The sequence below is a fragment of the Pseudomonas segetis genome (assembly GCF_900188155.1).
GTDB lineage: Bacteria > Pseudomonadota > Gammaproteobacteria > Pseudomonadales > Pseudomonadaceae > Aquipseudomonas > Aquipseudomonas segetis.
Genome location: NZ_FZOG01000004.1, coordinates 176643 through 203488 on the forward strand (window position 1 = coordinate 176643; position 26846 = coordinate 203488).

The 26846-nt window shown below is 56.8% G+C and carries 26 protein-coding genes; 14 read left to right on the forward strand and 12 right to left on the reverse strand.

The features are described from left to right. Positions 1-171: 171 nt before the first annotated feature. The 3 genes from CHB79_RS14695 (at position 172) to CHB79_RS14705 (ending at position 2530) form a co-directional block, all read left to right on the forward strand. A complete protein-coding gene (locus CHB79_RS14695) occupies positions 172-966 on the forward strand; it encodes an outer membrane protein OmpK (protein ID WP_089360470.1) in 795 nt (264 codons plus the stop codon). Positions 967-1084: 118 nt separating this feature from the next. Next, positions 1085-1933: a DMT family transporter gene (locus CHB79_RS14700; RefSeq protein WP_089360471.1), complete on the forward strand. Its 849-nt coding sequence runs from the start codon at positions 1085-1087 to the stop codon at positions 1931-1933. A gap of 99 nt (positions 1934-2032) precedes the next feature. After that, positions 2033-2530, forward strand: coding sequence for an LEA/WHy family protein (locus CHB79_RS14705; protein ID WP_245851499.1), 498 nt, complete (start codon positions 2033-2035; stop codon positions 2528-2530). Between the two features lies 1 nt (position 2531). On the opposite strand, the gene CHB79_RS14710 is transcribed toward CHB79_RS14705, so the two are convergent. Beyond that, complete coding sequence (locus CHB79_RS14710) at positions 2532-3617, reverse strand: GGDEF domain-containing protein (protein ID WP_176443200.1); 1086 nt, start codon at positions 3615-3617, stop codon at positions 2532-2534. Positions 3618-4553: 936 nt separating this feature from the next. On the opposite strand from CHB79_RS14710, the gene CHB79_RS14715 reads away from it, so the two are divergent. Together CHB79_RS14715 and CHB79_RS14720 are read left to right on the forward strand one after the other, a co-directional pair. After that, positions 4554-4895, forward strand: a complete 342-nt coding sequence (locus CHB79_RS14715; protein WP_010487399.1) for a zinc ribbon domain-containing protein YjdM — start codon at positions 4554-4556, stop codon at positions 4893-4895. Between the two features lie 180 nt (positions 4896-5075). Further along, on the forward strand, positions 5076-5804 hold the full coding sequence (locus tag CHB79_RS14720) for a substrate-binding periplasmic protein (RefSeq protein WP_089360473.1): 729 nt from the start codon (positions 5076-5078) through the stop codon (positions 5802-5804). Positions 5805-5807: 3 nt separating this feature from the next. Here the strand turns inward: CHB79_RS14720 and CHB79_RS14725 are convergent, their stop codons facing one another. From CHB79_RS14725 to aptA, 5 genes are all read right to left on the reverse strand, one after another. Continuing rightward, entirely contained in the window at positions 5808-6338 is a 531-nt protein-coding gene (locus tag CHB79_RS14725) for an AAA family ATPase (RefSeq protein WP_089360474.1), read from the reverse strand. Continuing rightward, positions 6335-6901, reverse strand: coding sequence for a nicotinamide riboside transporter PnuC (gene pnuC, locus CHB79_RS14730; protein WP_089360475.1), 567 nt, complete (start codon positions 6899-6901; stop codon positions 6335-6337). The genes CHB79_RS14725 and pnuC overlap by 4 nt, the downstream gene beginning before the upstream one ends. A gap of 281 nt (positions 6902-7182) precedes the next feature. Continuing rightward, positions 7183-8679, reverse strand: coding sequence for a CoA-acylating methylmalonate-semialdehyde dehydrogenase (locus CHB79_RS14735; protein ID WP_089360476.1), 1497 nt, complete (start codon positions 8677-8679; stop codon positions 7183-7185). 95 nt (positions 8680-8774) lie between these two features. Then, positions 8775-9071 (reverse strand): cupin domain-containing protein, encoded by a 297-nt coding sequence (locus CHB79_RS14740; protein WP_010487391.1) that lies wholly within the window; start codon positions 9069-9071, stop codon positions 8775-8777. Further along, complete coding sequence (aptA, locus tag CHB79_RS14745) at positions 9071-10417, reverse strand: omega-aminotransferase AptA (protein ID WP_010487388.1); 1347 nt, start codon at positions 10415-10417, stop codon at positions 9071-9073. The genes CHB79_RS14740 and aptA overlap by 1 nt, the downstream gene beginning before the upstream one ends. Positions 10418-10538: 121 nt before the next feature. Between aptA and CHB79_RS14750 the strand changes: the two genes are divergently transcribed. The 3 genes from CHB79_RS14750 to CHB79_RS14760 all read left to right on the forward strand — a co-directional run bounded on the left by CHB79_RS14750 (position 10539) and on the right by CHB79_RS14760 (position 13994). Continuing rightward, positions 10539-11459: a LysR family transcriptional regulator gene (locus CHB79_RS14750; RefSeq protein WP_089360477.1), complete on the forward strand. Its 921-nt coding sequence runs from the start codon at positions 10539-10541 to the stop codon at positions 11457-11459. 266 nt (positions 11460-11725) lie between these two features. Next, a complete protein-coding gene (locus CHB79_RS14755) occupies positions 11726-12649 on the forward strand; it encodes an aldo/keto reductase (protein WP_010487385.1) in 924 nt (307 codons plus the stop codon). A 31-nt stretch (positions 12650-12680) separates the two neighbouring features. Then, complete coding sequence (locus tag CHB79_RS14760) at positions 12681-13994, forward strand: NTP/NDP exchange transporter (RefSeq protein WP_089360478.1); 1314 nt, start codon at positions 12681-12683, stop codon at positions 13992-13994. Here CHB79_RS14760 and CHB79_RS14765 read toward each other — a convergent pair. The 6 genes from CHB79_RS14765 to CHB79_RS14790 all read right to left on the reverse strand — a co-directional run bounded on the left by CHB79_RS14765 (position 13991) and on the right by CHB79_RS14790 (position 20251). Next, a complete protein-coding gene (locus CHB79_RS14765) occupies positions 13991-14956 on the reverse strand; it encodes a PDR/VanB family oxidoreductase (RefSeq protein WP_089360479.1) in 966 nt (321 codons plus the stop codon). The genes CHB79_RS14760 and CHB79_RS14765 overlap by 4 nt on opposite strands. Then, complete coding sequence (locus CHB79_RS14770) at positions 14953-16389, reverse strand: amidohydrolase family protein (RefSeq protein ID WP_089360480.1); 1437 nt, start codon at positions 16387-16389, stop codon at positions 14953-14955. Before CHB79_RS14770 ends, CHB79_RS14765 begins: the two co-directional genes overlap by 4 nt. Positions 16390-16428: 39 nt before the next feature. After that, positions 16429-17217, reverse strand: a complete 789-nt coding sequence (locus CHB79_RS14775) for an ABC transporter permease subunit (RefSeq protein ID WP_089360606.1) — start codon at positions 17215-17217, stop codon at positions 16429-16431. Positions 17218-17287: 70 nt separating this feature from the next. Further along, complete coding sequence (locus CHB79_RS14780; RefSeq protein WP_089360607.1) at positions 17288-18097, reverse strand: ATP-binding cassette domain-containing protein; 810 nt, start codon at positions 18095-18097, stop codon at positions 17288-17290. Between the two features lie 23 nt (positions 18098-18120). Further along, positions 18121-19155: an aromatic ring-hydroxylating dioxygenase subunit alpha gene (locus CHB79_RS14785; protein ID WP_089360481.1), complete on the reverse strand. Its 1035-nt coding sequence runs from the start codon at positions 19153-19155 to the stop codon at positions 18121-18123. A 64-nt stretch (positions 19156-19219) separates the two neighbouring features. Further along, positions 19220-20251: an ABC transporter substrate-binding protein gene (locus CHB79_RS14790; RefSeq protein ID WP_089360482.1), complete on the reverse strand. Its 1032-nt coding sequence runs from the start codon at positions 20249-20251 to the stop codon at positions 19220-19222. A 541-nt stretch (positions 20252-20792) separates the two neighbouring features. Here CHB79_RS14790 and CHB79_RS14795 point away from each other — a divergent pair. The 6 genes from CHB79_RS14795 (at position 20793) to CHB79_RS14820 (ending at position 26741) form a co-directional block, all read left to right on the forward strand. Further along, a complete protein-coding gene (locus tag CHB79_RS14795) occupies positions 20793-21458 on the forward strand; it encodes a TetR/AcrR family transcriptional regulator (RefSeq protein WP_089360483.1) in 666 nt (221 codons plus the stop codon). Next, on the forward strand, positions 21458-22042 hold the full coding sequence (locus CHB79_RS14800) for an IMPACT family protein (protein WP_089360484.1): 585 nt from the start codon (positions 21458-21460) through the stop codon (positions 22040-22042). The genes CHB79_RS14795 and CHB79_RS14800 overlap by 1 nt, the downstream gene beginning before the upstream one ends. Positions 22043-22260: 218 nt before the next feature. Beyond that, positions 22261-23802 (forward strand): ABC transporter ATP-binding protein, encoded by a 1542-nt coding sequence (locus CHB79_RS14805; RefSeq protein ID WP_089360485.1) that lies wholly within the window; start codon positions 22261-22263, stop codon positions 23800-23802. A 10-nt stretch (positions 23803-23812) separates the two neighbouring features. After that, positions 23813-24910, forward strand: coding sequence for an ABC transporter permease (locus CHB79_RS14810; protein WP_089360486.1), 1098 nt, complete (start codon positions 23813-23815; stop codon positions 24908-24910). Between the two features lie 52 nt (positions 24911-24962). Next, positions 24963-25889, forward strand: coding sequence for an ABC transporter permease (locus CHB79_RS14815; RefSeq protein ID WP_089360487.1), 927 nt, complete (start codon positions 24963-24965; stop codon positions 25887-25889). Between the two features lie 165 nt (positions 25890-26054). Next, positions 26055-26741, forward strand: coding sequence for an SDR family oxidoreductase (locus CHB79_RS14820; protein ID WP_089360488.1), 687 nt, complete (start codon positions 26055-26057; stop codon positions 26739-26741). Positions 26742-26846 lie beyond the last annotated feature (105 nt).

The window sequence follows — 26846 nt, forward strand, 5'->3', positions numbered from 1 at the left end:
GCGCAGTTGATCACTCTGTAACCAAATACAGCAAAACTCCCCGAAAAACCGGGTTTATAACCGCACAAAGACAAAAAATTGCCGATTGGCTTTGTTTTTGCTCTAGAAGCGACAGCCTGACCGAATAGACAGGTTTAAAACTATAATTCTGCGCACCAGGAGCACCATCCGATGAACCGTTTTATCTCTACTCTGATGTTAGCCGGCGGGCTTCTGGCTGGCGGCCAGGCTGTAGCTGGCGATTACCTGCAATGGCAAAACAACAGCTTCACCTATCTTTACGGCAAGAACTTCAAGGTTGATCCGGAAGACCAGCAAACCGTAACTTTTGAACATGCCAGCGGCTGGAGTGTCGGTGACCTGTTTTTCTTCGTCGACGGCATCACCTACAACAGTGCCGAGCGCAATGGCGCCGGTGACAGCAGCACCTTCTATGGCGAGTTTGCACCGCGCCTGTCGTTCGGCAAGCTGTTCAACACCAAGCTGGAGTTTGGCCCCGTCAAGGACGTGCTGTTGGCCATGACCTATGAATTTGGCGAGGACGACACCGAGTCGTACCTGATCGGTCCGGGCTTTGACCTGGCAATTCCCGGGTTTGATTATTTCCAGATCAATACCTATTTGCGCACCACCGATGGCAAGCGTGATGGCGATAACGTCTGGCAGATCACGCCAGTCTGGAGCTACACAATCCCAGTGGGTAACTCGGATATCCTGATCGACGGTTTCATGGACTGGGTGGTCGATAACGACAACAGCTATCACGCCAACCTGCACTTCAACCCGCAAGTCAAATACGACTTGGGCAAGGCCCTGAGCTGGGGTGAAAAACAACTCTATGTGGGCATCGAATACGATTACTGGAAAGACAAATACGGTATCGATAACGATAGCTACCTGGGCGACACCATCCTTGATGGCACGAACCAGAGCGCGACCAACTTCATCGTAAAAGTACACTTCTAAAGGCCAAGCGCAGGCGAACACACGGTTGGCCTGCGCAATTTACAGCTTGAGCCTTCAGTACAATGCCATTGCCGTTGCTTGTGTGATTAGATGAGCCATCTGCATACAAGGATGCATCATGTCTTCACGCACGCTGTTGCTTACCGCCTTGGCAATGCTGGCATTTGCCGGTAACTCTATTGTTTGCCGGCTCGCGCTGAAAACCACTGAAATAGACGCTGCAAGTTTTACCAGCGTACGGCTCGTCGCCGGGGCAATCACCTTGCTGGTGATCCTGCGTTTAAAAACCGCTGCGCAACCCTTGTCCGGCACCTGGTCAGGTGCCCTGGCGCTGACGACCTATGCCATCGCCTTTTCATTCGCCTACCTCAATCTCGATGCCGGTAGCGGCGCGCTGCTGCTGTTTGGCGCAGTCCAGTTGAGCATGATTGCCTGGGGCTTTTATCGCGGTGAACGCTTCAGCTTCGCCACCACGTTTGGCCTGGCAATGGCACTCGCCGGGCTCCTGGCCTTGCTGCTACCTGGCGCCAATACACCTGCGCTGGGCAGTGCCTTGCTGATGCTCTTGGCCGGGGTTGCCTGGGGTGTTTATTCCCTGATGGGCCGCGGTGCTACCGATCCACTGGCAACGACAGCCGGCAATTTCTTGCGGGCAGTGCCAATCGGCTTAATCATCAGCGCTGTCTTTATCAGCCGCCTGCAGTGGGACTTGGCTGGCTTGGGCTACGCTGTGCTATCCGGGGCGGTTACGTCAGGGGTCGGCTATGCGATCTGGTACAGTGCATTGCGTGGGCTGAAATCCTTCCAGGCGGCCACCGTACAGCTCAGCGTGCCAATCCTGACCGCATTGGCTGGCAGCCTTTTACTCGGCGAAGCCCTGAACCTGCGCCTGCTGTTAAGCTCGGCGGCAGTGCTAGGCGGTATCGCCATCGTTCTCCAAAGCAAGCAGCGCAACACGCAAAACTAATAACCACAACCTAAGTTGTCGGATGTGGTCTATAGCATATACATCCGTTGGCTGCTGCGCGCCGCCCATATGCCTGCACAATTGAATGGAATCTTCATCATGTTCAACTTCACCACATCGCTTCAATCGCTGTTACGAACCGCGCTCATCGGTTTTTTGCTGATCAGCTTCACGGCTTGCAGCAGCCTGACGCCCCGCGATCCGCTCAAGATCGACCTGGTCGGCATCGAGCCCTTACCCGGTGAAGGCCTGGAAATGCGTTTTTCGGTAAAACTGCGGGTGCAAAACCCGAATGACAGCGCTATTGATTACAACGGCATCGCCCTGGACCTCGATGTAAACAATCAGCCGCTGGCCAGTGGTGTCAGCGACCAGAGTGGGCAGGTTCCGCGCTTTGGAGAGACGGTGATCAGCGTGCCCGTAACCATCTCGGCATTTTCGGCGATGCGCCAGGCAATGGGCGCGTCAAGCTATAAACCCGGCCAGGGCCTGCCATATGAATTGAGCGGTAAATTTGCAGGCGGCTTGTTCGGCACATCGCGCTTTAGTGACTCGGGGACCCTGAACTGGCCAGCCCCCAACAACATGACACCTTGAGCTAACTCGATTGCGGATCGCTTTTGACAACGCAATTGCGACTCGCACGCTTACCTTCATAAAGCGCTGTATCTGCACGCTTTATCAATTCAGCCAGCTTCTCATTCGGCATCAACATCGCCACCCCCAGCGTCAATTGCATCTCTAGCTCAAGGTCGTGTGCATTCAAAGGGGTTGCTGCAACCTGCTGCCTTATACGCTCGGCGACTTGAATGGCACCCTGCAAGTTTGTATGGGGCAACAAAACCAAAAACTCCTCGCCCCCCCAACGACAACAGCTGTCCGTATCGCGGGCGATAGCGCTGATCAACTCGCTGACATGCTGCAAAGCGACATCGCCAACCGGATGGCCATGGCGGTCATTGATCATTTTGAAATTATCGACATCCGCCAAAATCACCGATAAGGGGTATTGCTGACGTCGGCTTTGCAAGACTTCCTGCTCAGCCAGTTGCCCCATTCGCCGACGATTAACCAGCTGTGTCAGCGGATCATACGCCGCCAAATACTGCAGCTTGGACTGAATGCGCGAAACGGTGACAAAGTGGGTAAAAGTCAGCATGGATATGCTGATAAAGCAAATCAGCAAGTTCAAGATCCGCAACTGCTCCAATGCCTCGGTACTCATCGAGTTTGTGGTAGTTCCGGGCAATTTGAGTTCAGCCATAAACATACCAATGGCCATCAGCAGACAAATAAGCACCTTGAGCCTGAGTCCGATTCGCCCGGCAAATATAACAAGTGGAATCAATGACATAATCAGATAATGAAACCCTGCACTGGAACCAAAGTGTTCTGAGAACAGCCATATATATACGGCCACCATCGAAAACAACGCCAGCACGCTGGGGAGAAATACCGCAAAAGAACGCTGCTGCCCGCACAACGGATAGAATGGCAACTGAATAAACATTGCCATAAGACTGAGTTGCCACCACGCACTATGATTTAACCAGAGCACAAGCGCATGCAGTGGGTTTACAACCATGATTATAAGAATGCCGCGCTGTACAAAAGAGCGGAAGTTCATTCTGATGAAGTCAGTGTCGAGCGGGTCTCGCTCCACCCCTGACAGGAAAGATGGCATTCGTGTGCTCTCCATCATTCCAAAGGCCTCTGGCGATGACAGTAGGGTTTCAGCATCTGTAATAAAAATAAGGCATCCTGCCTCATAACACCCTTGCCGTGTCGTCCATGAATTGAAAGGTCAGGTGAGCCAGGCACACGCGCGTGATGAGTGAAGCGATCAGGTTCGATAAACCGGAAGTATTCTCCGCTATAGAGTTCCGGTGCAGAAAAAATTACAGTGGCCATTGCCGTGACAATCCTTGTTACGTATAAGCGCTATTTACAGCAAAAAAACAAATACCTTTCGTCTGCTCCTTTGACCCGCTACCTCAGGGAAGGGAATTAGTTCCGAGCCCATACAAAAGATTCTTAGGCATCCAAGCCTAGCCAAAGAGCGATATATTAAACCATGAGGTATAACACCCCAGGCTGAATTGACCTGCGAGCGACCCGTTTAATTCAATATCCAACACTGTGCGCGGTCATATAATGCTTTGTTTCTTGCAAAAGCAAGAATACCCCCAAAACTGGCAGGCCATGTTATTCACCTTGTAGGAAATATAGGATTATTAATTTTATTTTTCCGCCGGGGACACTTATTGTGAACTGGCTCACAGCCATACAGGCTTCACTAAAGACATCAATAATGGCGCAGTGATAGCGAGTGCTATTTCGAAGAAAATAATTATCATGAATAGCAAGCGACTGCCACAGGTTCTTTCACGCGGTAAAGTTGATTGTTACTGGCCATTATTAAAGGCCTCTGGAAAAATCTCAAGCATCCGAATTGACGCCCGTAACTCTGACGAACAGAGGTACGTATCGCACTGCTTCAAACTATCTGACCCGCCTTCAAGCCATCGCCCTAGGCCGCAAGTCCAGTTTGTTGGCCGCTACGCGTGTAAAACCCTATATAATATACGGCCATTTATCAGACTGAACCCGAGGTCGCGCTGTGAGCTCCCTGCCGCCATGCCCCAAATGCAACTCTGAATACACCTATGAAGACGGCACCATGCTGATGTGCCCTGAATGCGCACATGAATGGTCTGCCAACGCCGAGGACAACGCGGCTGATGACATAAAAGTGATCAAGGACTCCGTCGGCAACCCACTGCAAGACGGTGACACAGTTACCGTGATCAAGGACCTCAAGGTCAAGGGCTCGTCGCTGGTGGTCAAGGTCGGCACCAAGGTCAAAGGCATTCGCTTATGCGACGGCGATCATGACATTGACTGCAAGATCGACGGTATCGGCGCAATGAAGCTTAAATCAGAGTTCGTCAGAAAGGTTTGATCTCGCAGATCTGGGCGGGTTCAAGCCCCTGGCCTGCCCAGATTCGACCCTTGGTTCCAGCCTTCTGAGACGCCCCTCGAGCAGCTCGAGTGCAAGTTGTACATATACAGCCAGCATTGGCTAGCATTGATATGTACTGCACCGTGCTTCTATCCGGCGCTCGACCAAGCGGGGCTCACCATGCGCTACCTTCTTCTCGGCCTATTGCTGTGCATCTGCGCACCTGTATCTGCGGCTCCCTTGCTGGCTGTGGCCGATGATCAGTTCGCGCCCTACAGCTTCACGCAAGCCCATAGTGAGACACCGATGGGCCTGGATGTGGACTTGGTCAGTGCAGTTTTGAGCGAGGCAAAGCTGGATTTCAGAATACGCCTGTATCCATGGCAGCGCGTCAAGCAAATGCTCGAACGCAATGAGGCCAACCTGGCATTTGCTTTCGCAGGCACTGCCGAGCGCATGAATCAATACCTGTTGGTGGGGCCGCTGCGTACTGGCGCCACGGTATTTATGACCACCCATAAGACAGCCATAACCGACTGGCAAAGCCTCGAAGACCTGGCGCCCTATGTAATAGGCCAGGTTAGGGGCTATGCCTACGAAACAACCTTTGACCACGCTGAACTTTCGCGTGACACCAGCGCACTCAATCCAAGACAACTGGTGTCGATGCTATTGGCAGGCAGAATTGACATCATCATCGGTGACAAGACCCAATTGATGTATTTCGTGCAGGAACAAAACTCGGCGTCCAAGGTACGGATTTTACCGCGCGTATTGGTCGAAATGCCGCGCTACGCTGCATTCAATAAAAATGACCAACAACACGCCAAGGCGTTTGCAAGCGCCCTGCAACGGCTGAAAGACAACGGTAAACTGGACGCCATCCTCAAGCGCTGGCAGTACGATTGAAGGCTATGCCGGCGAGCCCAGCCACTGCCCGACACAGCTCAAGGCTTGGCGTTGGCGCTCAGCCCAATCACCTTGCAAGGGGATAAAAGGCTGCTGATGGCAAAGCAGCCAGTCACGACAGGCCTCGAAGAAACGCACCCGCTCAGCCAATTGCGGCTGGCAGCGTTGGCCATCCTCGACCCAGGGCACTCCTCGCGGATCGAGCAATAAATTCAGGTCATAACGGCGCGCGAGCAAGGCGTCCTCGATCCAGGCGGGACAATCGCCAAACAGCTCACGGCTCCACAGCATATTGCTCAACAGGTGAGTATCGAGAATCAAGAGTTCAGGCCGCTCGGCGCGGGCTTTATCTTCCCATTCCAACTGGCCCCGGGCGATGGCTGGAATATCCGCGTAACAGGTATCGCGCTGCTGTTGATCAATAAAATAGCGCACATACTCGCCAACCACGACGCCGCCAAACTGCACCTGCAGGCTAGCCGCCAACCAGCTTTTGCCGGTCGACTCTGGCCCGGTCAGCACCAGCACCTTCATGCGTATGCAAGCTCAGGGGTGCGCCGCCAGCTGCGCCAGCCTTGCACTGCAAGCAATGTGAACAACGCATACAAAGCCGCTGTCAGGTACAGCTCTTTGCTGATAAACAAACCGACGAAAACGACATCGACGATGATCCACAACATCCAGCACTCAAGACGTTTCTGCGCCATCCAGACTTGCGCAACCAAGCTGAACGCGGTCAGTGCCGCATCCAACCAGGGTGACGCGGCGTCTGTATGGGTCGCCATCAAGTAGCCCAGGGCGACACTGCCCAGCGCACCAATCAGCACACTGCCCGCCAGCCCCGATGCGCTCAGACGACTGACCTGCCGACCGTTATGCTCGCCACCGCCACGGGTCCACTGCCACCAGCCATAGAGTTGCAACACCGCATAGACAACCTGCAAGAGCATGTCCGAATAAAGCTTGATGTCGAAGAAGATCCAGCTATACATCAACACCATGACCAGCCCGACCGGCCAGCACCAGATGTTCTGTTTCACCGTCAGCCACACGGCAATGACGCCTAACGTGGCAGCCACAAGTTCAAGGGGTGACATACAAGCCTCAGAAGCGCTGCGCTCTTGTTCAAAAATTCTGCCGATTGTATCCAACTCTGCAGATCACTGCGCGCGCAGCCGTTGATGGCTGCCTTTGATAATGGGTGGGCAAAACAGCGCTACCCACCCTACACGCGGCCCCCGATGGCGTAGGGTCTGGCAACGCCAAGCTTGTCCACCAGCATTCAACACTGCAAATAAAAAGACCCGCCAGGTATGACGGGTCTTGTTATTTACTAACGCTTCAGAGGCTGCTCGCGCAGCCCTGAAACCAGCCCTTGTTAACCGTTGCTTGGGAAGGCAAAGGAAGCGGCTTCATGGCTGGCACGTTGCGGCCAGCGCTGGGTGATGGCTTTGCGACGGGTGTAGAAACGTACGCCGTCCGGGCCGTAGGCATGCAGGTCGCCAAACAGCGAACGCTTCCAGCCACCAAAGCTGTGGTAGGCGACTGGCACTGGCAGAGGCACATTGACCCCAACCATGCCGACTTCGATTTCGTCACAGAACAAACGTGCAGACTCGCCATCGCGGGTGAAGATGCAAGTGCCGTTACCGTATTCGTGATCGTTGATCAGCTGCATGGCCTCTTCGAGGCTATTGACGCGAACCACACAGAGCACTGGGCCGAAGATCTCTTCCTTGTAGATGCTCATCTCAGGGGTTACGCGGTCGAACAAGCAACCACCGAGGAAAAAGCCCTTCTCGTTGCCAGCAACACTAAAGCCGCGACCATCGACAACCAGTTCGGCACCAGCAGCAACGCCCGCATCGACATAGCCCTTGACCTTGTCACGGTGAGCGCCAGTAACCAGCGGCCCCATGTCCAGCCCAGTGGAAGTACCCGCGCCAATTTTCAGTGCCTTGATCTGCGGCACCAGCTTTTTGATCATCGCATCGGCAACCTGGTCGCCCACGCAAACGGCAACGGAAATTGCCATGCAGCGCTCGCCACAGGAGCCGTAGGCAGCGCCCATCAGTGCGCTGACTGCATTGTCCAGATCAGCATCTGGCATCAACACGGCGTGGTTCTTCGCCCCGCCCAGGGCCTGGACGCGCTTGCCGCGCTTGGTGCCTTCGGAGTAGATATATTCGGCAATCGGTGTCGAGCCAACGAAGCTCAAGGCTTTGACTTCTGGCGCTTCGATCAGCGCATCAACCGCTTCCTTGTCGCCATGGACAACGTTCAGCACGCCTTTTGGCAAGCCCGCTTCCTGCAGCAACTGGGCGATATACAGCGTCGAGCTTGGATCACGCTCGGAAGGCTTGAGGATAAAGCAGTTACCGCAAACGATTGCCAGTGGATACATCCACAACGGCACCATCGCCGGGAAGTTGAACGGCGTAATACCAGCCACCACACCAACCGGCTGGAAGTCGCTCCAGGCATCGATATTGGGGCCGACATTACGGTTGTATTCGCCCTTGAGAATTTCTGGCGCAGCGCAAGCGTACTCTACGTTTTCGATACCGCGCTTCAACTCACCGGCGGCGTCTTCGAGGGTCTTGCCGTGCTCTTCACTGATCATCTTCGAGATGGCGGCTTCATGCTGCTCAAGCAATTGCTTGAAGCGGAACATGATCTGCGCACGCTTGGCCGGCGGCGTATTGCGCCATGCCGGGAAAGCAGATCTGGCCGAGTCGATCGCTTGCTGGATGGTCGCGCGATCAGCCAGTGCAACCTGGTGGATAACCTCGCCTGTAGAAGGGTTAAACACGTCTGCGGTGCGGCCAGTGCCGGCGACTTGCTCGCCATGGATTAAGTGATTCACTGCGCTCATGGAATTCTCCGTTGGCAACTAGTTTATGAGGGTTGGACCTTATCCAGCGCCCTAAGGTATTTGAAGCGAGGGGCACCTTGTGCGCCCCCTGATATCTATTGCGCTGCTTTGATCTCGGTTTCGACGAACACCACTTCGTGATCGCTGGCGTTGACCACATTGTGCTCGACACCGGCTTTGCGGAAGTAGGCTTGGCCGGCAACCAAGGTTGCATGCTTCTCGCCTTCAGGCGTTTCCAGCAGCAGTGTGCCCGCAGTCATGGGCACCACCACATAGTCGTAGCCGTGGCAATGGGCACCGGTTTCGCTGCCCGGCGCAAACCGCCATTCGGTAACTATGACATCGCTGTTATCCACCTGAACGGTCGCCACCGCCTGTGTACGCTTGGTCATTAATCGATACCTTGCAGTGCCTGGCCAACGGCATCGAAGACGCGGTCGAGGTCTTCGCGCTTGGCATTGAAGGTTGGCCCAAACTGCAGGGTATCGCCCCCGAAGCGCACATAGAACCCAGCTTTCCATAAGGCCATGCCCGCCTCGAATGGTCGGATTACCGCATCACCATCGCGCGGCGCCAACTGAATGGCTCCAGCCAGGCCACAGTTGCGGATATCAATGACGTGCTTGGAGCCTTTGAGGCCATGCAGCGCATTGGCAAAGTGTGGTTCGATTTCAGCCGCTTGCTGCACCAGGTTTTCACGCTTGAGCAACTCAAGCGAAGCCAGGCCAGCCGCACAGGCAACCGGGTGCGCCGAGTAAGTGTAGCCATGGCTGAACTCAACCATGTGCTCGGGCGAGGGCTGGTTCATAAAGGTTTGATAGATTTCGTTGGACGCAATAACCGCGCCCAGGGGAACCGCGCCATTGGTGATTTGCTTGGCGGTGTTCATGATGTCTGGCGTCACACCGAAGTATTCAGCGCCCGACCACTTGCCCATGCGGCCAAAGGCGGTGATCACTTCGTCAAAAATCAGCAGGATATTGTGCTGGGTGCAGATCTCGCGCAAACGCTGCAGGTAGCCAACTGGCGGCACCAGCACCCCAGCCGAGCCCGACATGGGTTCGACAATGACCGCGGCGATGTTCGACGCATCGTGCAGCTCGATCAACTTGAGCAGCTCATTGGCCAACTCAACGCCGCCGGTCTCGGCCATGCCCTTGGTGAACGCCATGCCCGGTTGCAGCGTGTGTGGCAGGTGATCAACATCCATGAACTGGCCGTACATCTTACGGTTGCCGTTGATACCACCGAGGCTGGTACCGGCAATGTTCACCCCATGATAACCACGGGCGCGACCAATGAACTTGGTCTTGGCTGGCTGACCCTTTAGACGCCAGTAGGCCTTGGCCATTTTTACCGAGGTATCGGCGCACTCGGAACCGGAACTGGTGAAGAACACATGGTCGAGGCCAGCAGGCAACAAGTCGGCAATTTGCTCGGCCAGCTGGAATGACAGCGGATGGCCATACTGGAAGCCAGGCGAGTAGTCGAGCGTACCCAGTTGCTTGGCCACGGCATCCTGGATTTCCTTGCGCGAGTGACCGGCGCCACAGGTCCATAGGCCAGAAAGGCTGTCGTAGACCTTGCGTCCCTTGTCATCGGTCAGCCAACTGCCTTCGGCAGACACAATAAAACGCGGATCGCGATGGAAGTTACGGTTGGCGGAAAACGGCATCCAGTGAGCATCCAGCTTGAGCTGGCTGGATAATGGCGGAGTAGCAGACTGGGGCATGTTCATGGGACGGCCTCGCTAGAAGACAATGTTCGGACGTGAAGTACGCTTGCCATTAAAGGTGCCACGGGCATAAAGTCGGTAAAACTTAACTATTCATATCTTTAGTTCTCCGGTTACTAAACTAATGAGCACTCGCCGTCCCGATCCACTGGCCCAAGTCAGCGACTTTGATATCCGCCTGCTGAAACTGTTTCGTAGCGTCGTGGAATCCGGCGGCTTTTCTGCGGCCGAAAGCGTACTGGGCATAGGCCGCTCAGCCATCAGCCAGCAAATGAGCGACCTTGAGCAACGCCTGGGTTTGCGCCTCTGCCAGCGGGGACGAGCCGGTTTTGCCTTGACCGAAGAAGGCCGCGAGGTGTTTCAGTCGACCCAGCAATTGCTCGCTGCCCTGGAAAGCTTTCGCACCGAGGTCAACGGCTTGCATCAGAACCTGCGCGGCGAGCTGAATATCGGCCTTACCGACAACTTGGTGACCGTACAGCATATGCGCATCACCAATGCCCTCTCGCGGCTCAAGGAGCGCGGCCCGGATGTGCGCGTCCACATCCGCATGACGCCTCCAAGCGAAGTCGAACAGGGTGTGCTCGACGGCCGCCTGCATATCGGCGTAGTGCCGCAATCCGGCGCATTGTCCGGGCTCGACTACCAGCCGCTGTATGATGAGCGTTCACTGCTCTACTGCGCCGTAGGCCACCCGTTGTTCTATGCTGACGACCAGTTGCTTGATGACGAGCGCTTGAACACCCAGGACGCTATCGCCCCGACCTTTCGTTTACCGCCGGAAATACAGACCCACTATCAAGTGCTCAATTGCACCGCCAGTGCCTCCGACCGTGAAGGCATGGCCTTTTTAATCCTGACCGGACGCTACATTGGCTATCTGCCCGACCATTACGCCAATGCCTGGGTCCAGCAAGGTCGCCTGCGCGCCCTGAAACCTGACGTGCGCTTCTATGACTTGAATCTAGCGGCCGTGACCCGCAAAGGTCGCCGGCCGCACTTGGTGCTTGAAAGCTTCCTTGAAGCCCTGGCAGCCGTAAGCTAAGGAACCCCTGGTAGCCACTACGCTTGATATTGCTGCATCAGTAACAAGGGGTAAGCAAGGCGAATCAATTGCTCATTTGCCGGCACCCAGGATCGAGCGCGATCCCGGTCGTTGCAATTCAAAGGCAAGCTGATCTTGCCGATGAGTAGCCACCCGTTGAAACTGAAACAGCCGGTAACAACTAGTCTAATGCGGTGTCCCGAGGCCAGGCAGCATCAGGCTATCATCCCTTGATGCGCTGCTGCGCACCCTTGAAAGGAGGATTCATGTCCAGCCGCCGCCATTTTATTCAACGCAGTGCCACCTTGCTGGGCCTGGCAGCCGCTGCGCCTTTACTGCCCAGCCTGGCATTGGCCAGTGAACCCAGCCAGTTGCTGCGCCGCAAGATACCGGCCAGCGGTGAGATGCTGCCAGTCATTGGCATGGGTACCTCGCGCACCTTCAACGTGACTCCGGATGCAGACGGAATCAACTCGCTCGACCTGGTCATGCGCAACTTTATCAATGGCGGCGCGACACTCATCGACACCGCGCCGAGCTATGGCACCGCAGAGGTCGTTACCGGCATGCTGCTCAAACGCATTGATACCCAGCGCAAGGCATTTCTGGCGACCAAGCTGTCGGCCACCGGGCGCGATAACGGTTTCGAGCAGTTCAGCTCCAGTCTCCAGGCGCTGCAGACCGACAAGGTCAGCCTGCTGCAGGTGCACAACCTGCAAGATACCGCGACGCAAATGAAGCTGATGCGCGAGCTGAAGGAACAAGGTCGCATTCGCTACACCGGGATCACGCATTACCTTGAGTCCGCACACGACGACTTGCTCGAGGCACTCAAGCAACACAAGCCCGACTTTGTCCAACTCAATTACTCGATCGGCGAACGCAATGCCGAAAAACGCCTGTTGCCTTACTGTGCGGATAACGGCATTGCCGTTCTGGTCAATCGACCCTTTATGCGCGGCCAACTGCTCAGCAAGGTCAAAGGGCAGTCTCTACCGGGCTGGGCGATTGATACAGACGCCACCTCCTGGGCGCAACTGCTGCTTAAATTCATCCTCGCACACCCCGCAGTTACCGCCGTGCTACCGGCCACATCAACACCTCGCTACGTGACCGACAATATCAAGGCGGGCATGGGTCGACTGCCGGATGAAGCACTGCGCGAACGAATCGTCCAGGCCTTTGGCTGATGATAGCCACGCCCGGGCACCAGCCACCTTCATGACTTGCGCGCAGCGGTTCGCCAGCGCCATCAATGCCAAACCTGAAGAACTGCTGGCTGCGCTAAGCGGATTCACCCTGTTTCTGTGTCTGTTCAGCGGCTACTTCATGCTGCGCCCGATTCGCGAGGCGATGGGCATTGTCGGTGGCGTGGACAACCTGCAATGGTTGTTTAGCGCAACTTTTGTCTTGATGCTGATCGCCGTGCCGCTGTTCGCATGGCTCAACTCACATGTGCCGCGCGAACGCTACATCGACTGGGTCTACGGTTTTTTTATTCTCAACTTATTGGGCTTCGCAACGCTTTTTAGCCTGATTGAACGCGATGTATGGCTGGCCCGCAGCTTCTATGTGTGGCTATCGGTCTACAACCTGTTCGTGGTTTCCGTGGCCTGGAGCCTGATGAGCGATGTGTTCGACAGCGAACAGGCCAAACGCCTGTTTGCCTTTATCGCGGCGGGTGCCAGTTGCGGTGGTTTGCTCGGCCCGGCCTTTGGCGCGTTGCTCATCAGTACGCTTGGCGAAGGCGGCTTGATGCTTTGCGCAGCAGCACTGCTGGCGTTGGCATTGCTGAGCAAAGGCTACCTGATGCATTGGCGCGCCATCAGCGGTGCAGGAAGACCGGGTGCAAAACACAACGAAAACCCACAAAAACCTGTGCTGGGCAACCCTTTTAGCGGCTTCACTCAGGTCGTGCGCTCTCCCTATTTATTGGGCATCAGCGCATTCGTGATTTTGTTGGCCACCGCCAGCACCTTTCTGTACTTCGAACAGGCGCGCCTGGTAGCCGAAACCTTCACCAGCCGCGACGAGCAAGTCCGTGTATTCGGCCTGATCGACTTTACTGTGCAAGCGCTGTCTTTGCTCGCGCAGCTGTTTATCACCAGTCGTATCGCCCAGCGCTTTGGCATCCGCGCCCTGCTCGCCGGGGTGCCGTTTTTAGTTTGCCTGGGCTTTATCGGCTTGGCCCTGGCACCGACCTTCGCCATGCTCGCCGCCTTGATGATAGTGCGGCGAGTAGGCGAATACGCCTGCGTACGCCCGGGCCGTGAAATGCTCTTCGCACCACTTGATGCGCAGACCAAATACAAGGCCAAGAACTTTATCGACACCCTTGTCTATCGCGCCGGTGATGCCGCCAGCGCCTGGGTCAAGGCGCTGATCGACAGTTTGTCCAACGGCGTGATGGTTGCTGCACTGGCCGGAGCCCTGTGCGCGGCAGTTTGGGGCTTGCTGGGCTGGTATCTGGGCGGGCAACGTGAACAGCAAAAGCAACAAGTCGAGGCCGAAACCAAGACCGAAGCAACCAGCTAAAGATCCAGCACCAATTCATTGCTCGAACAGCTGGAAACACAAGGCATTATCCATTCGCCTGACGCGCGCTCCGCATCCGACAAATACTGGTCGTGATGATCAATTTCACCGCTGACAACCCGGGTCATGCAAGCGCCACACATGCCCATGCCGCAAGAAGTGGCGATATCCACGCCAACCCGGGCGGCGGCTGCCACCAGCGTTTCACCCGGATTAACGGCAACCTGCTTGCCGCTCTTGGCCAACAGCAATTGCACAGCTGGCGCCTGATTGGCTGCTGCACGCTCAGGCGCTTGCAGCTGAGCCTGAAAGTGCTCGCGGTGAAGCACCTCGCTCGGCCAACCAGCGGCGTCTGCCAATTCAAACACGCGTTCCATAAACCCTGCCGGGCCACAGCTGTACAGCAAAGTGTCGGGCTGGCGATTAGCTAACAGCGCAGGCAATTGTCGAGCGATTTCGACACTGGATAACCCGCAGAACAAGCTGACATCAGGCTGGGCTTGCAATTCGTCCAGAAAAGCACTTTGGGCACGGCTGCGACTGAAGTAATACAAATGGACCGAGCGTTGCTGCGCCCGGCACGCGCGGTACATGGCGAGCAATGGCGTCACACCAATCCCCGCTGCGACCAGCACCACAGGCGCATTGCCCGGCGCCAAAGCAAACAGATTACGCGGCATGCCAACCTGCATACGCGCGCCCAAACGCAGTTGTTCATGCAACCATTGCGAACCGCCGCGGGATTCAGGCTCGCGCTTGATGGCCAAGCGTAAACAGCCTTCCCCGGCCAGGTTGGTCAGGGAATACTGGCGCACTAGGCCACTGCCAAACTGCAGGTCGACATGGGCCCCAGGAGTCCAGCTAAAGGGCAAGCCATCGTCATTTACCGGACACAGCTCGAAGCCAAGGATGCCTTCGGCTTCCTCGCGTAAACCACGGACTTTCATCTCGACCCAGCTCATGCCCGCAGCCCTGCGCGTTGCTGCAGGCCACACACTGCCGCAGCCGCTTCACGGCCTAGCGCAGCCAGGTCGAGACCAGCGATATGATCATTTTCCACCACCCGCTTACCGCCGACCAACAGCGCCTGCAACCGGGCGCGACCGCCGCAGGCAACCGGAGCAATGGCCAAGTCATGCAGGCCAAAATAGCGTGGATCATCCAGGGCATAAATCGCCAGATCCGCCGCCATGCCAACGGCCAGCCCGCCTAAGGCATCCAGCCCTAGCACCTTGGCGCCGCCGGTGGTGCCCCAGCGCACCACATCTTCAATGCTTGCCGCATCAGCGCCGCCTTCGAACTGGCCACCGGCATAGCGCGGCTCGGCCAATTGGCCTTTACGGGCACGCTGCAGCAGCCAGGCAGCGTGAGTTTCACTGAGCATGTCAGCCGCCTCATTCGATGCCGCGCCGTCCACACCAATCGACACCGGTACTCCGGCAGCCTCCAGCGCAAGGATGTCAGCGATGCCACTACCGAGTCGCCCATTGCTCTGCGGGCAATGGGCGATACCAGTACCGGTTTGGCCGAGCATGCGAATCTCGTCAGGTAGCAACTTAACCAGGTGAGCGAACCAGACATCAGTGCCCAGCCATTCGTACTCGGCGCAGAACTGCACCGGCGTCATATTGAATTTGCCGCGGGCGGCGTCCAGATAATCCACGGTTTCAGAGAGATGGCTGTGCATGCGGATACCCAACTGGCGGGCAGCACGGGCAGTTTCACGCAGTTCATCCGGCGTGGTCGAGTGCAGCGTGGTGGTCGGCGCCATGACAATGCGCCGATATGAATCGGCTGCCGGGTCGTGATACTGCTGGGTCAGGCGAGCGACATCGGCCAGGTAATCATCGATTTTTTCCGGGCGCATGGCCTGTGGCAACTCGGCTTCAAGCTGACGCGTCTGGGTTGCGCCTCCCCTGCACAGGACAAAGCGCAAACCCAGCGCCTCGGCCTCTTCAAACAGAATCGCGGCGCTGTCAAAGGGCATGCCCGGGTAATACAAATAATGGTGATCGGCCACCGTGGCACAGCCCGAACGCGCCAGTTCGACCAAACCAATGCGCACCGCCAAGCGGAAGCTCTGCTCATCAAAGGCTCCCCGAAAACGGTAAGGCGTCGAGGCCAGCCACTGGGTCAGGCTCTGGTTAAGGCCCTGCGGCTCGCCCTTGAGCAAGGATTGAAACAGGTGATGGTGGGTGTTGACCCACGCCGGGTACACCACGCAATCGCGAGCATCAATTTGCGCCTCTCCAACCTGTGGCGATAATTGACCAATCGCAGCAATACGCCCATCAACAACCCGGATATCTGGCCCACTCACCCGTGCAGCGCTGCCAGGTAAGCCGGTCAAGATGGCGCTGGCGTTGCGGATCAGCCAACTGTTGTTTGTATTCATTAATGTCTCTCCTGATCAAGCTGGCGGTAACCAGCCAAGTCATCCTTGTTCGCTGTCGTGCCAATGGCCCAGGCTCAACCGAGCCAGCGCCGCCATCACACTAAACAGCAGCACCCCGGTGAGGGAAATCAGCACCAGCGCGGCGAACAGGCGCGGAATATTCATCTGAAACCCAGCCTGCAAGATCTGATACGCCAGCCCTGCTCCGGTACCACCAGTGCCCGCGACAAACTCAGCAACCACCGCGCCGATCAACGCCAGCCCGCTGGCAATGCGCAGGCCGCCAAAGAAGAACGGCAGCGCGCTGGGAATACGCAAGCGCAACAGGGTTTGCCAGCGACTCGCACGGTTCAGCTTGAACAGGTTGAGCAGCCCTGGATTAACACTGCGCAGCCCCAATACCGTGTTTGAGATCACCGGGAATATCGCCACCAGCGTGGCACAAACCACCAGCGCCAACGTGGTATTACTGACCCAGATGATGATCAGCGGCGCAATCGCCACCACCGGCGTGACCTGCAATAAAATCGCATAGGGAAACAGGCTGGCCTCGATCACCCGGCTCTGGACAAACACAAACGCAGCCAGCACACCGAGCACCACAGCCAGCAAGAATGACAGCAGAGTGATTTTCAGGGTTACCCACAGCGACCCGAGCAACAAAGGCCCGTCAGCCACCAAGGTTCGGCCTATGTCTGCCGGGCTCGGCACCAGATACACCGGGACGTCCAAGGCGACACACAGTATCTGCCAAATGCCGAGCAAGACGGCCCCGACCAGCAATGGGGCGGCGATGCGTTGCACAGCAGGGTTGGCCAGTAATGGCATATGCGATGCCGTCATTTTCCACCTCCACAAGCTGTCAGATCGCGTTCAACCATCTGGTCAAATTGAATATTCAATGGCCACCCTCCGCGTTGGCTTCGGCCAGCAAAGCCGAGAGCTGTGCACATTGCTGGATAAACTCAGCTGAGGTGCGATAGGCCTCATCACGCTGCTGCGGGCCGTTGATCGCCACATCGGCAATAACCCGGCCGGGCCGGGCGCCCATAACCACCACCCGCGACGATAGATACACCGCCTCGTAAATACTGTGGGTGACAAACACCACGGTCAGGTCGCGCGCAGCCCAGAGCTGACGCAAATCGCTGTCGAGGCGATTACGGGTGAACTCATCCAGCGCACCAAAGGGCTCATCCATCAGCAGCAAATTAGGCTCGGTGGCCAGCGCCCGGGCGATGGATGCACGCATCTGCATGCCGCCAGAGAGCTCTCGTGGATAGACATGACCAAACTGACCCAAACCGACCAATTGCAGCGCATCATCCACTCGCCGCTGGCTTTGCGCACGCGGGACGCCGGCCAGATCCAGCGGCAGGCGTACGTTATCGGCCACTTTTGCCCAGGGCATCAGCGTGGCCTCCTGAAACACCATTGCCAATTTCTGTTCAGCGGCTGAGTGGTTGATCTGGCCCTTGCCCCACCAACGCACATGCCCGGCGGAGGGCTGCTCAAGACCGGCAAACATTTTCAGCAAGGTACTCTTGCCGCAACCGGAAGGCCCCAGCAGCGATACAAATTCACCGCGACCGATTTCCAGCTTGAGTCGCTGCAAGGCGTGTGTGCCATTGCCGTAGGTTTTCTCCACGCCATTGGCCAACAGCACAGGAACACCATGTACAGGGTTGTGCGGGTTGCTCTGCACCATAGCCGCCGCATCCAACACCGCATTCATAGCGGTGTACCGGCTGGGCGGAATTGCTCTTCTTCACCATGCTTTTGCAGCAACTCGAAGAGCATTTTGCGCATGATCAAACCTGGCCGGTCAGACTCCATGTGAAACTCCACGCGGCGACGGGTATCGACGCAGGCATCGTAGTCGGTGGCTTCGAGAATCTCTTGGTCTTCACGGGTGATGGGCGCATCCCAGGCAATCAACTCTTGTGTACTGATCGCCTCTTCGCTGTCGTTGCGATACAACCACTGCACCAACTGAATCCGCTTGTCATCAATCGGTGTCGCGCAGTTGTAAATGATGTGGTGAATACCGCTGTCGGGATAGGTGCAACCAAAGCGGCGAACAAAAGGTAGGTGCCAACGGTTGAACAAATGCCGCGTGGTGGTTGGCGTATCAGTGCCCGTCACCCGGTGCCCGGCAGGCGGGTTATTGATCGGCACTATGGTCTCAGCCTCAAAGCCCCATTCGGTTTGCTCTAGGTTGTATTTCGACGGTTGTGGCTGGTTGATCATGCCGAAGTTGGCTTTGTGTACGAAGGAGAAATGCGAGTTGTCGAAGCTGTTTTCCATAAAGCGCAACGGGCTGGTTTGCCACTCTTCGTAAAACTGGAAGATGCGCCGATAAGCCGGCGCGCCATCCTCTTCGAACACTGGAATAGCTTGCAATGGCTCGCCCAGGCAAACCCAGACATAGCCATATTTCTCCGTGCAATGATAAGCATCAGTACGCGCCCCAGCAGGGATTGGCGCGCCTTCGGCCTGCTGCGGAATGCATACACAGGCCCCGCTCTGGTCGTAGCGCCAGCCGTGATAGCCGCAGATGATAACGCCATCTTCAACCCAGCCTTTGGATAACTGCGCAGTACGATGGCAGCAGCGATCAGCCAGCGCCACCGGGCCTTGCTTGCCCATGAATATAACCAAGCGCTCACCTAGCAAAGTGAACGGCTGCGGACCTTCGGCCAGTTGGCTGACAGGCATCAGCGCATACCAAAAACGACGCAATACGGGTTGTTGAGTCACTAACATGGAGCGTTCCTCTAATTCGGTTCTACAGGCTGCCAATACGTTGCTGGCAGCGCGGCAATAGGGATCAGCGCGAGGCGGTGTCGTTTGCCTGTGGCAGCACACCCAGGTCACGAACAAACGCTGTGCTGTAGGCCTTTTTCCAGTCGGTGTCTGCTTTGAGCAGCTCGCTTTTGACCATAAAGTTGCGGGTCGCCCGCCAGCGCGCATCGGTCATCACGCCGATGCCCAAGGTGGCTGCATCGCCGCCCTCAACCAGCTTCAGCTCCTTGAGTTTGCTGACGCCCCAGGCGAGCAGTTCATCGTCCATGCTTGGGTTGTCTTTTTTAATCAGCGCATTGCCCGGTGCGGGGTCTGCCAGGTAGCTTTTCCAGCCTTGCATGGTGGCCGCAACAAAGCGCTTGAGCACTTCGGGACGCTGGGCTATCACGTCTTCACGGGTGACTAAGGTCGAGCCATAAGGTGGATAACCCGCATCAGCAAACAAGAAGAACTTTGGATTCCTTCCAGCCTTGGTGGCTTGAAACAACTCGGAACTGGCATACGCCTGCTGCACCGCATCGGGGTTGTTGAAAAACGGTTGCAGGTTGAAGGTATAAGGCCGTGCCTGGGCATCGCTTAATCCATATTGGCCTTTCAACCATGGCCACCAAGTGGTTTGCCCAGAGGTTGAAACCAGAACGGTTTTGCCTTCGAGCTCATCAAGTCCCGTAACATCGTCATGGGTCAGCATGCCCTGCGGGTCGCCCTGAAATGGCGCTGCGATAGCCACAACCGGCATACCTTGCTCGACACTCTTGAGCACTTGCAGGTCGTAGTTGACGATGACATCAGCCTGTTTATTAAGCAGCAGCTGCATGCCATTGACCTGTGGCCCGCCCATTTTAATGGTCACATCAAGACCGTTCTGAGCATAAATGTCCTCGGCGACAGCCTGATAAAAACCGCCATGTTCAGCCTGGGCATACCAGGATGTCAGCAAGACGACTTTGTCATTGGCCTGTGCCACAGGAGCGGCAATGCTGGCGCCTAGCAGCGCGACCGGCAGCAAGTAACGGAGTAACGAAGCGGTAGAACCCAAAGCACTGCGTGATTTCATGGCAAACCTCTCCCAGGGGGAAGACACATAGAAAGCCGCGCCAAACCCTGTATGAGGCTGGCTGCGAGGGAAACCGATAGGGGCTGATTGAGGCTGCACGCTTAAAGTCACCAAGTGGCTGAAGCGGCGCGGAGACAGAGAACCAAGAGTTGGCAAGTAGCGCATATCAGACACCTCTCTCGTTCTCGGCTCAAAAGCCAGAATCAAGCACCCAAATACCGGGTGTGTAACCGGGGTGGTTACAAGAGCAATGTCCCGCGTCGTTACCGACACTGACCGCTTCTACTCAATCAGGGTCTTGCAGAGGCTGTGCCAATATCAACAAAGTGGCGTCGCAGAGGGCTCGCATACAAACTAGCCAGCTAGCCCCAGGCAACGGATAGCATCAAGATTGCGCACCGCCGAAAAATACGCACCAGAGCCGTGCAAATTTGTGGTGATAATGACGCCGTTGTATTTTTTTACCTGCCGAGCTTGTCACCTAGGCGCCACTCGGGTATCTGTTCACTCGCCCAGCTAACTGAATGAATCGGAACTGCTCATGACTCTCGAAGTGCCAGCCCATAGCGCCAACAATAGCGGCAAGCCTGCGGGGCGCATCCGCCAGAAAAATGAAGAAGCCATTCTGCGTGCTGCGGAAGAAGAGTTTGCGCGCCATGGTTTCAAGGGCACCAGCATGAATACCATTGCGCAGAATGTGGGCCTGCCCAAAGCCAACCTGCACTATTACTTCACCAATAAACTTGGGCTTTACCTTGCGGTTCTGAGCAATATCATCGAGCTTTGGGACAGCACCTTCAACAACCTTACGGTTGATGATGACCCAGCAGAATCCCTGAGCCGCTACATTCGGGCGAAGATGGAATTCTCACGGCGCCAGCCAAAAGCCTCGCGCATCTTTGCAATTGAAGTGATCAGCGGTGGCGAATGCCTCAACGAATACTTCAATGAAGACTACCTCACCTGGTTTCGCGGTCGAGCGGCAGTATTCGACGCCTGGATTGCGGCCGGCAAGATCGACCAGGTTGACTCCACCCATTTGATTTTCCTGTTATGGAGCAGCACCCAGCACTACGCCGATTTTGCCGCGCAAATCTGCCGGGTCAGCGGCCGCTCTCGGCTGACCAAGCAAGACTTCGAAGCAGCAACGAACAACCTGATTCATATCATCCTTAAAGGCTGCGGACTAACACCGCCAAACGTCTGATGGCCCATACCCTCGCCAGCCCCTGTCAGTTTCACGAAGAGATACGCAAAAGCCGCTTTATCACCCTGGCCGGGCATGCGGACAGCCCAGCAGCAGCCCAGGCATTTATTGATCAGTTCAGTGACAGCAACGCCACCCATAACTGCTGGGCGTGGAAGGTTGGCCAACAGTACCGTTTCAATGACGATGGCGAGCCAACTGGCACTGCCGGACGACCGATTCTGGCAGCGATCGAAGGCCAGGGGTTCGACCAGGTCGTGGTTTTGGTTATTCGCTGGTACGGCGGCATCCAGCTGGGTACCGGTGGTTTATCTCGCGCTTATGGCGGCGGCGCCAACAAATGTCTGCAAGCCGGCGAGCGCCAGCAATTGGTCGAACGCATCCGTTGCAGCTGCCACTGTCAGTTCGCTGAGTTGCCGCGTCTCAAGCCACGGCTTGCCGAGTTCGATACGGTGATTGAGCATGAAGCATTCACCGCGCAAGGCGTCGACCTGGACCTGGCGATCAATGCCGAGCATTTCGACGGCTTCGCCCAGTTCGTCGCCGACCTCACCCGCGGCCGTGAAACACTGATCAGCCCTTGAAGCACGTCCGCGCCTGATGCCCGGCCAGGCGCGAGTCATGCAGTAACACCACACGCTCTGAAATTGCTCCCTGCAATCACAATGCCGCCCCAAACTGGCGCAATAAAACGACCTTTTTTGCAGTCCCCCGCAAACACCAGCGCTAGGACGGGCTTTTCTGACCTACTGGCCAAGTTTTTGCTTTAGCTGCGCTAGTCGTTTTTTTCGAGTCACTGCCCATGTCTAGCTCCACTCCACTTGCGCGCCTGCAATTGCGCGGCATCACCAAACGCTACCCCGGCTGTGTGGCCAATGATCAGATTGACCTGAACATCCAAGCCGGTGAAATCCATGCATTGCTTGGCGAAAACGGCGCAGGCAAAAGCACCCTGATGAAAATCATCTACGGCGTCACCCAGCCCGATGAAGGTGAAATCCGCTGGCATGGCGAAACGCTTAAGATGCGTGACCCGTCCATGGCGCGCACCCTTGGAATCGGCATGGTGTTTCAGCACTTCTCGCTGTTTGAAACCCTGACCGTTGCCGAAAACATCGCATTGGCCATGGGCCGCCAGGCCGGCACCGCACAGCAGCTGGAGCCGAAGATACGCGAAGTGTCAAAGCGCTACGGCATGCCGCTTGAGCCGGAACGATTGGTGCACAGCTTGTCGATTGGTGAGCGCCAGCGCGTCGAGATCGTGCGTTGCCTGATGCAGGACATCAAGCTGTTGATTCTCGATGAGCCCACTTCGGTGCTGACCCCACAAGAGGCCGACGAGTTATTCACCACCTTGCGCAGGCTGGCAAGCGAGGGCTGCAGCATCCTGTTTATCAGCCACAAGCTCGGTGAAGTTCGCGCACTCTGCCAAAGTGCGACCGTCTTGCGTGGCGGCAAAGTCTCAGGCCACTGCATTCCGGCAGACTGCACAGATTTGGAGTTGGCCAGGTTAATGGTTGGCGACGCGCAAGGGCTGGAAACACGCCATGCCAAAGTCAGCGGCGCCAACCTTTTCCTGCAAGTTGACCAACTGTCCTGGTACAACCCCGACCCATTTGGCACTTCGCTCAAAGATATACAGCTCAATGTGCGCAGTGGCGAGATCGTTGGTATCGCAGGTGTCGCGGGCAATGGCCAGGATGAGATTCTGGCGTTGCTCAGTGGCGAGCAACCACTGCCCAAACGTGAAGCATTGCGCATCAGCTTCGCCGGCCAACCGGTGGCGCATTTGAAACCTGATGCACGTCGTCAACTGGGCCTGGCGTTTGTGCCAGCAGAGCGCCTCGGCCACGGCGCGGTGCCGGACATGAGCCTGAGCGACAACGCCTTGCTCACTGCCTTCCAGCAAGGCCTGGTCAGCAAGGGCCTGGTCAAACGCAGCAAAGTGGTGGCGTTCGCCGAGGAAATCATCCGCCGCTTCGCGGTGAAGACACCGAACGCCGAAACCGCTGCGCAGAGCTTGTCAGGCGGTAATCTGCAGAAATTCATTCTCGGCCGCGAGATCATGCAAAACCCCAAGCTGCTGATCGCCGCGCACCCGACCTGGGGAGTTGACGTGGGTGCTGCAACGGCGATTCATCGAGCGCTGATCGCCCTGCGTGATGCAGGCGCGGCAATTCTGGTGATATCCGAAGACCTCGATGAACTGTTCCAGATTTGCGACCGCATTGGCGCACTCAGCAGCGGCAAGTTGTCGACCCTGGCCAACACCCTTGAGACCAATCCGGTCGAGGTCGGTCGCTGGATGGCTGGCCAATTCAACACTGATGCAGTTCTGAGCTGACGGAGTTTTTATGTTGTTATCCCTTGAACCTCGCGGCCAGCAATCACGCGCCATGCTCTGGTTTTCACCCTTGCTGGCGGCGGCATTGACCTTGCTCTGCGGCTCCTTACTGTTTTTATTGCTCGGCCACGACCCACTGCTGACCTTGCACACCTTATTGATTGCCCCTCTTAGCGACTGGTATGGCGTGTCTGAACTACTGGTCAAGGCCTTGCCTATTCTGCTCTGTGCGCTGGGGCTGGCCGTGGCTTACCACGCCCGGATCTGGAACATAGGCGCCGAAGGCCAGTTACTGCTCGGCGCCTTGGCCGGTAGCGCCGTGGCGGTACATATCATCGACTGGGAAAGCCGCTGGGCGCTGGTGCTGGTCATCAGTGCCGGTGTAGCCGCAGGTGCGGCCTGGGCAGGGCTCACGGCATGGCTGCGGACGCAGTTCAACGCCAATGAAATCCTCACCAGCATCATGCTCAACTACATCGCCCTCAACCTGTTGCTCTATTGCGTCCATGGCCCGCTGAAGGACCCAGAGGGTTATAACTTCCCCGAGTCGGCGATGTTTGGTGACTTCAGTCGGCTGCCACTGCTCAGTGAAGAGGGTCGGGTCCATGCGGGCCTCTACTTCGCTTTGCTGGCATTGGTTGCGGTGTGGGTGTTGCTGCAGAAAAGCTTCCTTGGTTTCCAGATCAAGGTGCTCGGCCTTGATCGTCGTGCGGCCGGTTTTGTCGGTTTTAGGGAGAAACGCCTGGTCTGGTTCGCCCTGCTCGTCAGCGGCGCATTGGCGGGCCTGGCCGGGGTCGGCGAAGTGGCCGGACCGATCGGCCAATTGGTGCCGCAGGTGTCGCCTGGCTATGGCTATGCCGCAATTACCGTGGCTTTTCTCGGGCGCCTGAACCCGCTGGGCATCCTCTGCGCCAGCCTGCTCATGGCACTGCTCTACCTGGGTGGTGAGACCGCGCAGATGGCGATGAATCTACCGCAAGCTATTACCCAATTGTTCCAGGGCATGATGCTGTTCTTCCTGCTCGCCTGCGATGTGCTGATTCTGTATCGCCCGCGATTGAAGTGGAAATGGACAAAACGCACAGCCACCCAAGACGCCTTGGCCTGAGACAGCTGCATCTGGCCAGGCCAGATGCGTTAGAAGAATGTGAGGAAGCTGTATGGATATCGATCTACTGAGCAATATTTTCTTCGCCATGGTGCGCACCGGCACCCCGCTGCTGCTGGTCGCACTGGGTGAAATGGTCTGCGAAAAAAGCGGCGTGCTCAACCTGGGCCAGGAAGGCATGATGCTGTTTGGCGCGGTGACGGGTTTTATCGTCGCGTTCAGCACCGGCAATCTCTGGCTTGGCGTCATGCTGGCAATGGCAGCGGGCATGCTCCTGTCGATGCTGTTTGCGGCTGTGGCCCTGGGCTTCAACGCCAATCAGGTGGCGACCGGCCTGGCCCTGACCATCTTCGGCGTTGGATTATCGACCTTTGTCGGCGCCGCCTGGGTGGGTAAGCCACTGACCGGTTTCGAGCCGGTGGTTATTCCCTTGCTGAGCGATATTCCACTGATAGGCCGCATGCTGTTCGCTCAGGATCTACTGATCTACCTGTCATTCGTCTTGTTTGCATTGGTGGCCTGGGTAATGCTGAAAACCCGCATCGGCCTTATCGTCCAAGCCGTTGGCGAAAACCCGGATGCCGCCAGTGCCATGGGCCTGCCGGTACTGCGCGTGCGCACCCTGGCCGTACTGTTCGGCGGCGCCATGGCAGGGCTGGCCGGGGCTTATTTGTCGCTCGCCTACACCCCCATGTGGGCGGAAAACATGACCGCAGGGCGCGGCTGGATTGCTCTGGCGCTGGTGGTATTTGCCAGTTGGCGGGTATTTCGCGTATTGCTTGGTGCTTACTTGTTTGGCCTGGCAAGCATCATTCATCTGGTCGCCCAGGGCGTTGGCCTGTCGATTCCATCGAACCTGCTGGCAATGCTGCCTTACCTCGCGACCATAGTGGTCTTGGTGTTGCTATCGCGTGATCCCATCAAAACCCGCCTGTTCGCTCCGGTATCTTTGGGTAAACCCTGGCAACCCGGTCATTGATAAAGAGCGCCTGGCAAGGAGATCAACCTCGACAGTTTCTGCGCTTTAACCCGAGCAGCAACAACACAACGCCCCGAATTTTCGGGGCGTTTTTTATTGCCTGATGCCTGCTCAAGCCAGATCATGCACAGTGTCGAGATCCGACTAACGCTTCAGGAGTATTTCATGACCGAGCCAAAAACAGCATTGATCATCGGTGCCTCGCGGGGCCTGGGCCTGGGCCTGGTGAAGCAATTCAACCAGTCAGGCTGGCAAGTCACGGCAACGGTGCGTGCCCCACAGCGGGCGGATGAACTAAAAGCGCTGCACGGGGTGCAGGTCGAAACCCTGGATATCGACGATAGCCAGTCACTGGGTGCACTGGCCCAACAGCTTCGCGGTCAGGTGTTCGACCTGATCTTCGTCAACGCAGGCGTGCTGGGCCCCGAGCATCAGTCGGCCACCGCTGCGACGCAGGCTGAATTGGGCCAACTGTTTATGACCAATGTCAGCGCACCGATTCGCTTGGCCGAAAAACTGGTCGATCAGCTTCGCCCAGGCACTGGCGTGCTGGCGTTCATGAGTTCGGTACTGGGCAGCGTCACCAACCCCGAAGGCAATAACCTGGCGCTGTACAAGGCCAGCAAGGCGGCGCTCAACTCCTTGACCAACAGCTTTGTATGTTCCTTGCCTGAGCCGCGCCCGACCGTGCTTTCCCTGCATCCGGGCTGGGTCAGAACAGAGATGGGCGGCCCCAATGCCGAGATTGATGTCGAAACCAGTTGTGCAGGATTGGCCGCTCAGGTGCAACACTTTGCTGGCAAAGGCGGTCATCATTTCGTTGACTACAAAGGCCAGGCAATCCCCTGGTAAGAAGCAAGCCAGGTCGCAACGCGCTGTGGTTGAACTGCATCGCGTTGACGGTTATCGTAAGCAGCTGTCGCAATCCCCTGCGGCACACCTGGATCAGCAGACAGG

Bases quoted from the DNA above. Each gene is read 5' to 3' on its own strand.
- CHB79_RS14695 (WP_089360470.1), top strand. From the start codon at position 172: ATGAACCGTTTTATCTCTACTCTGATGTTAGCCGGCGGGCTTCTGGCT.
- CHB79_RS14700 (WP_089360471.1), top strand. From the start codon at position 1,085: ATGTCTTCACGCACGCTGTTGCTTACCGCCTTGGCAATGCTGGCATTT.
- CHB79_RS14705 (WP_245851499.1), top strand. From the start codon at position 2,033: ATGTTCAACTTCACCACATCGCTTCAATCGCTGTTACGAACCGCGCTC.
- CHB79_RS14710 (WP_176443200.1), bottom strand. From the start codon at position 3,617: ATGCCATCTTTCCTGTCAGGGGTGGAGCGAGACCCGCTCGACACTGAC.
- CHB79_RS14720 (WP_089360473.1), top strand. From the start codon at position 5,076: ATGCGCTACCTTCTTCTCGGCCTATTGCTGTGCATCTGCGCACCTGTA.
- CHB79_RS14725 (WP_089360474.1), bottom strand. From the start codon at position 6,338: ATGAAGGTGCTGGTGCTGACCGGGCCAGAGTCGACCGGCAAAAGCTGG.
- pnuC (WP_089360475.1), bottom strand. From the start codon at position 6,901: ATGTCACCCCTTGAACTTGTGGCTGCCACGTTAGGCGTCATTGCCGTG.
- CHB79_RS14735 (WP_089360476.1), bottom strand. From the start codon at position 8,679: ATGAGCGCAGTGAATCACTTAATCCATGGCGAGCAAGTCGCCGGCACT.
- CHB79_RS14740 (WP_010487391.1), bottom strand. From the start codon at position 9,071: ATGACCAAGCGTACACAGGCGGTGGCGACCGTTCAGGTGGATAACAGC.
- aptA (WP_010487388.1), bottom strand. From the start codon at position 10,417: ATGAACATGCCCCAGTCTGCTACTCCGCCATTATCCAGCCAGCTCAAG.
- CHB79_RS14750 (WP_089360477.1), top strand. From the start codon at position 10,539: ATGAGCACTCGCCGTCCCGATCCACTGGCCCAAGTCAGCGACTTTGAT.
- CHB79_RS14755 (WP_010487385.1), top strand. From the start codon at position 11,726: ATGTCCAGCCGCCGCCATTTTATTCAACGCAGTGCCACCTTGCTGGGC.
- CHB79_RS14760 (WP_089360478.1), top strand. From the start codon at position 12,681: ATGACTTGCGCGCAGCGGTTCGCCAGCGCCATCAATGCCAAACCTGAA.
- CHB79_RS14765 (WP_089360479.1), bottom strand. From the start codon at position 14,956: ATGAGCTGGGTCGAGATGAAAGTCCGTGGTTTACGCGAGGAAGCCGAA.
- CHB79_RS14770 (WP_089360480.1), bottom strand. From the start codon at position 16,389: ATGAATACAAACAACAGTTGGCTGATCCGCAACGCCAGCGCCATCTTG.
- CHB79_RS14775 (WP_089360606.1), bottom strand. From the start codon at position 17,217: ATGCCATTACTGGCCAACCCTGCTGTGCAACGCATCGCCGCCCCATTG.
- CHB79_RS14780 (WP_089360607.1), bottom strand. From the start codon at position 18,097: ATGGTGCAGAGCAACCCGCACAACCCTGTACATGGTGTTCCTGTGCTG.
- CHB79_RS14785 (WP_089360481.1), bottom strand. From the start codon at position 19,155: ATGTTAGTGACTCAACAACCCGTATTGCGTCGTTTTTGGTATGCGCTG.
- CHB79_RS14790 (WP_089360482.1), bottom strand. From the start codon at position 20,251: ATGAAATCACGCAGTGCTTTGGGTTCTACCGCTTCGTTACTCCGTTAC.
- CHB79_RS14795 (WP_089360483.1), top strand. From the start codon at position 20,793: ATGACTCTCGAAGTGCCAGCCCATAGCGCCAACAATAGCGGCAAGCCT.
- CHB79_RS14800 (WP_089360484.1), top strand. From the start codon at position 21,458: ATGGCCCATACCCTCGCCAGCCCCTGTCAGTTTCACGAAGAGATACGC.
- CHB79_RS14805 (WP_089360485.1), top strand. From the start codon at position 22,261: ATGTCTAGCTCCACTCCACTTGCGCGCCTGCAATTGCGCGGCATCACC.
- CHB79_RS14810 (WP_089360486.1), top strand. From the start codon at position 23,813: ATGTTGTTATCCCTTGAACCTCGCGGCCAGCAATCACGCGCCATGCTC.
- CHB79_RS14815 (WP_089360487.1), top strand. From the start codon at position 24,963: ATGGATATCGATCTACTGAGCAATATTTTCTTCGCCATGGTGCGCACC.
- CHB79_RS14820 (WP_089360488.1), top strand. From the start codon at position 26,055: ATGACCGAGCCAAAAACAGCATTGATCATCGGTGCCTCGCGGGGCCTG.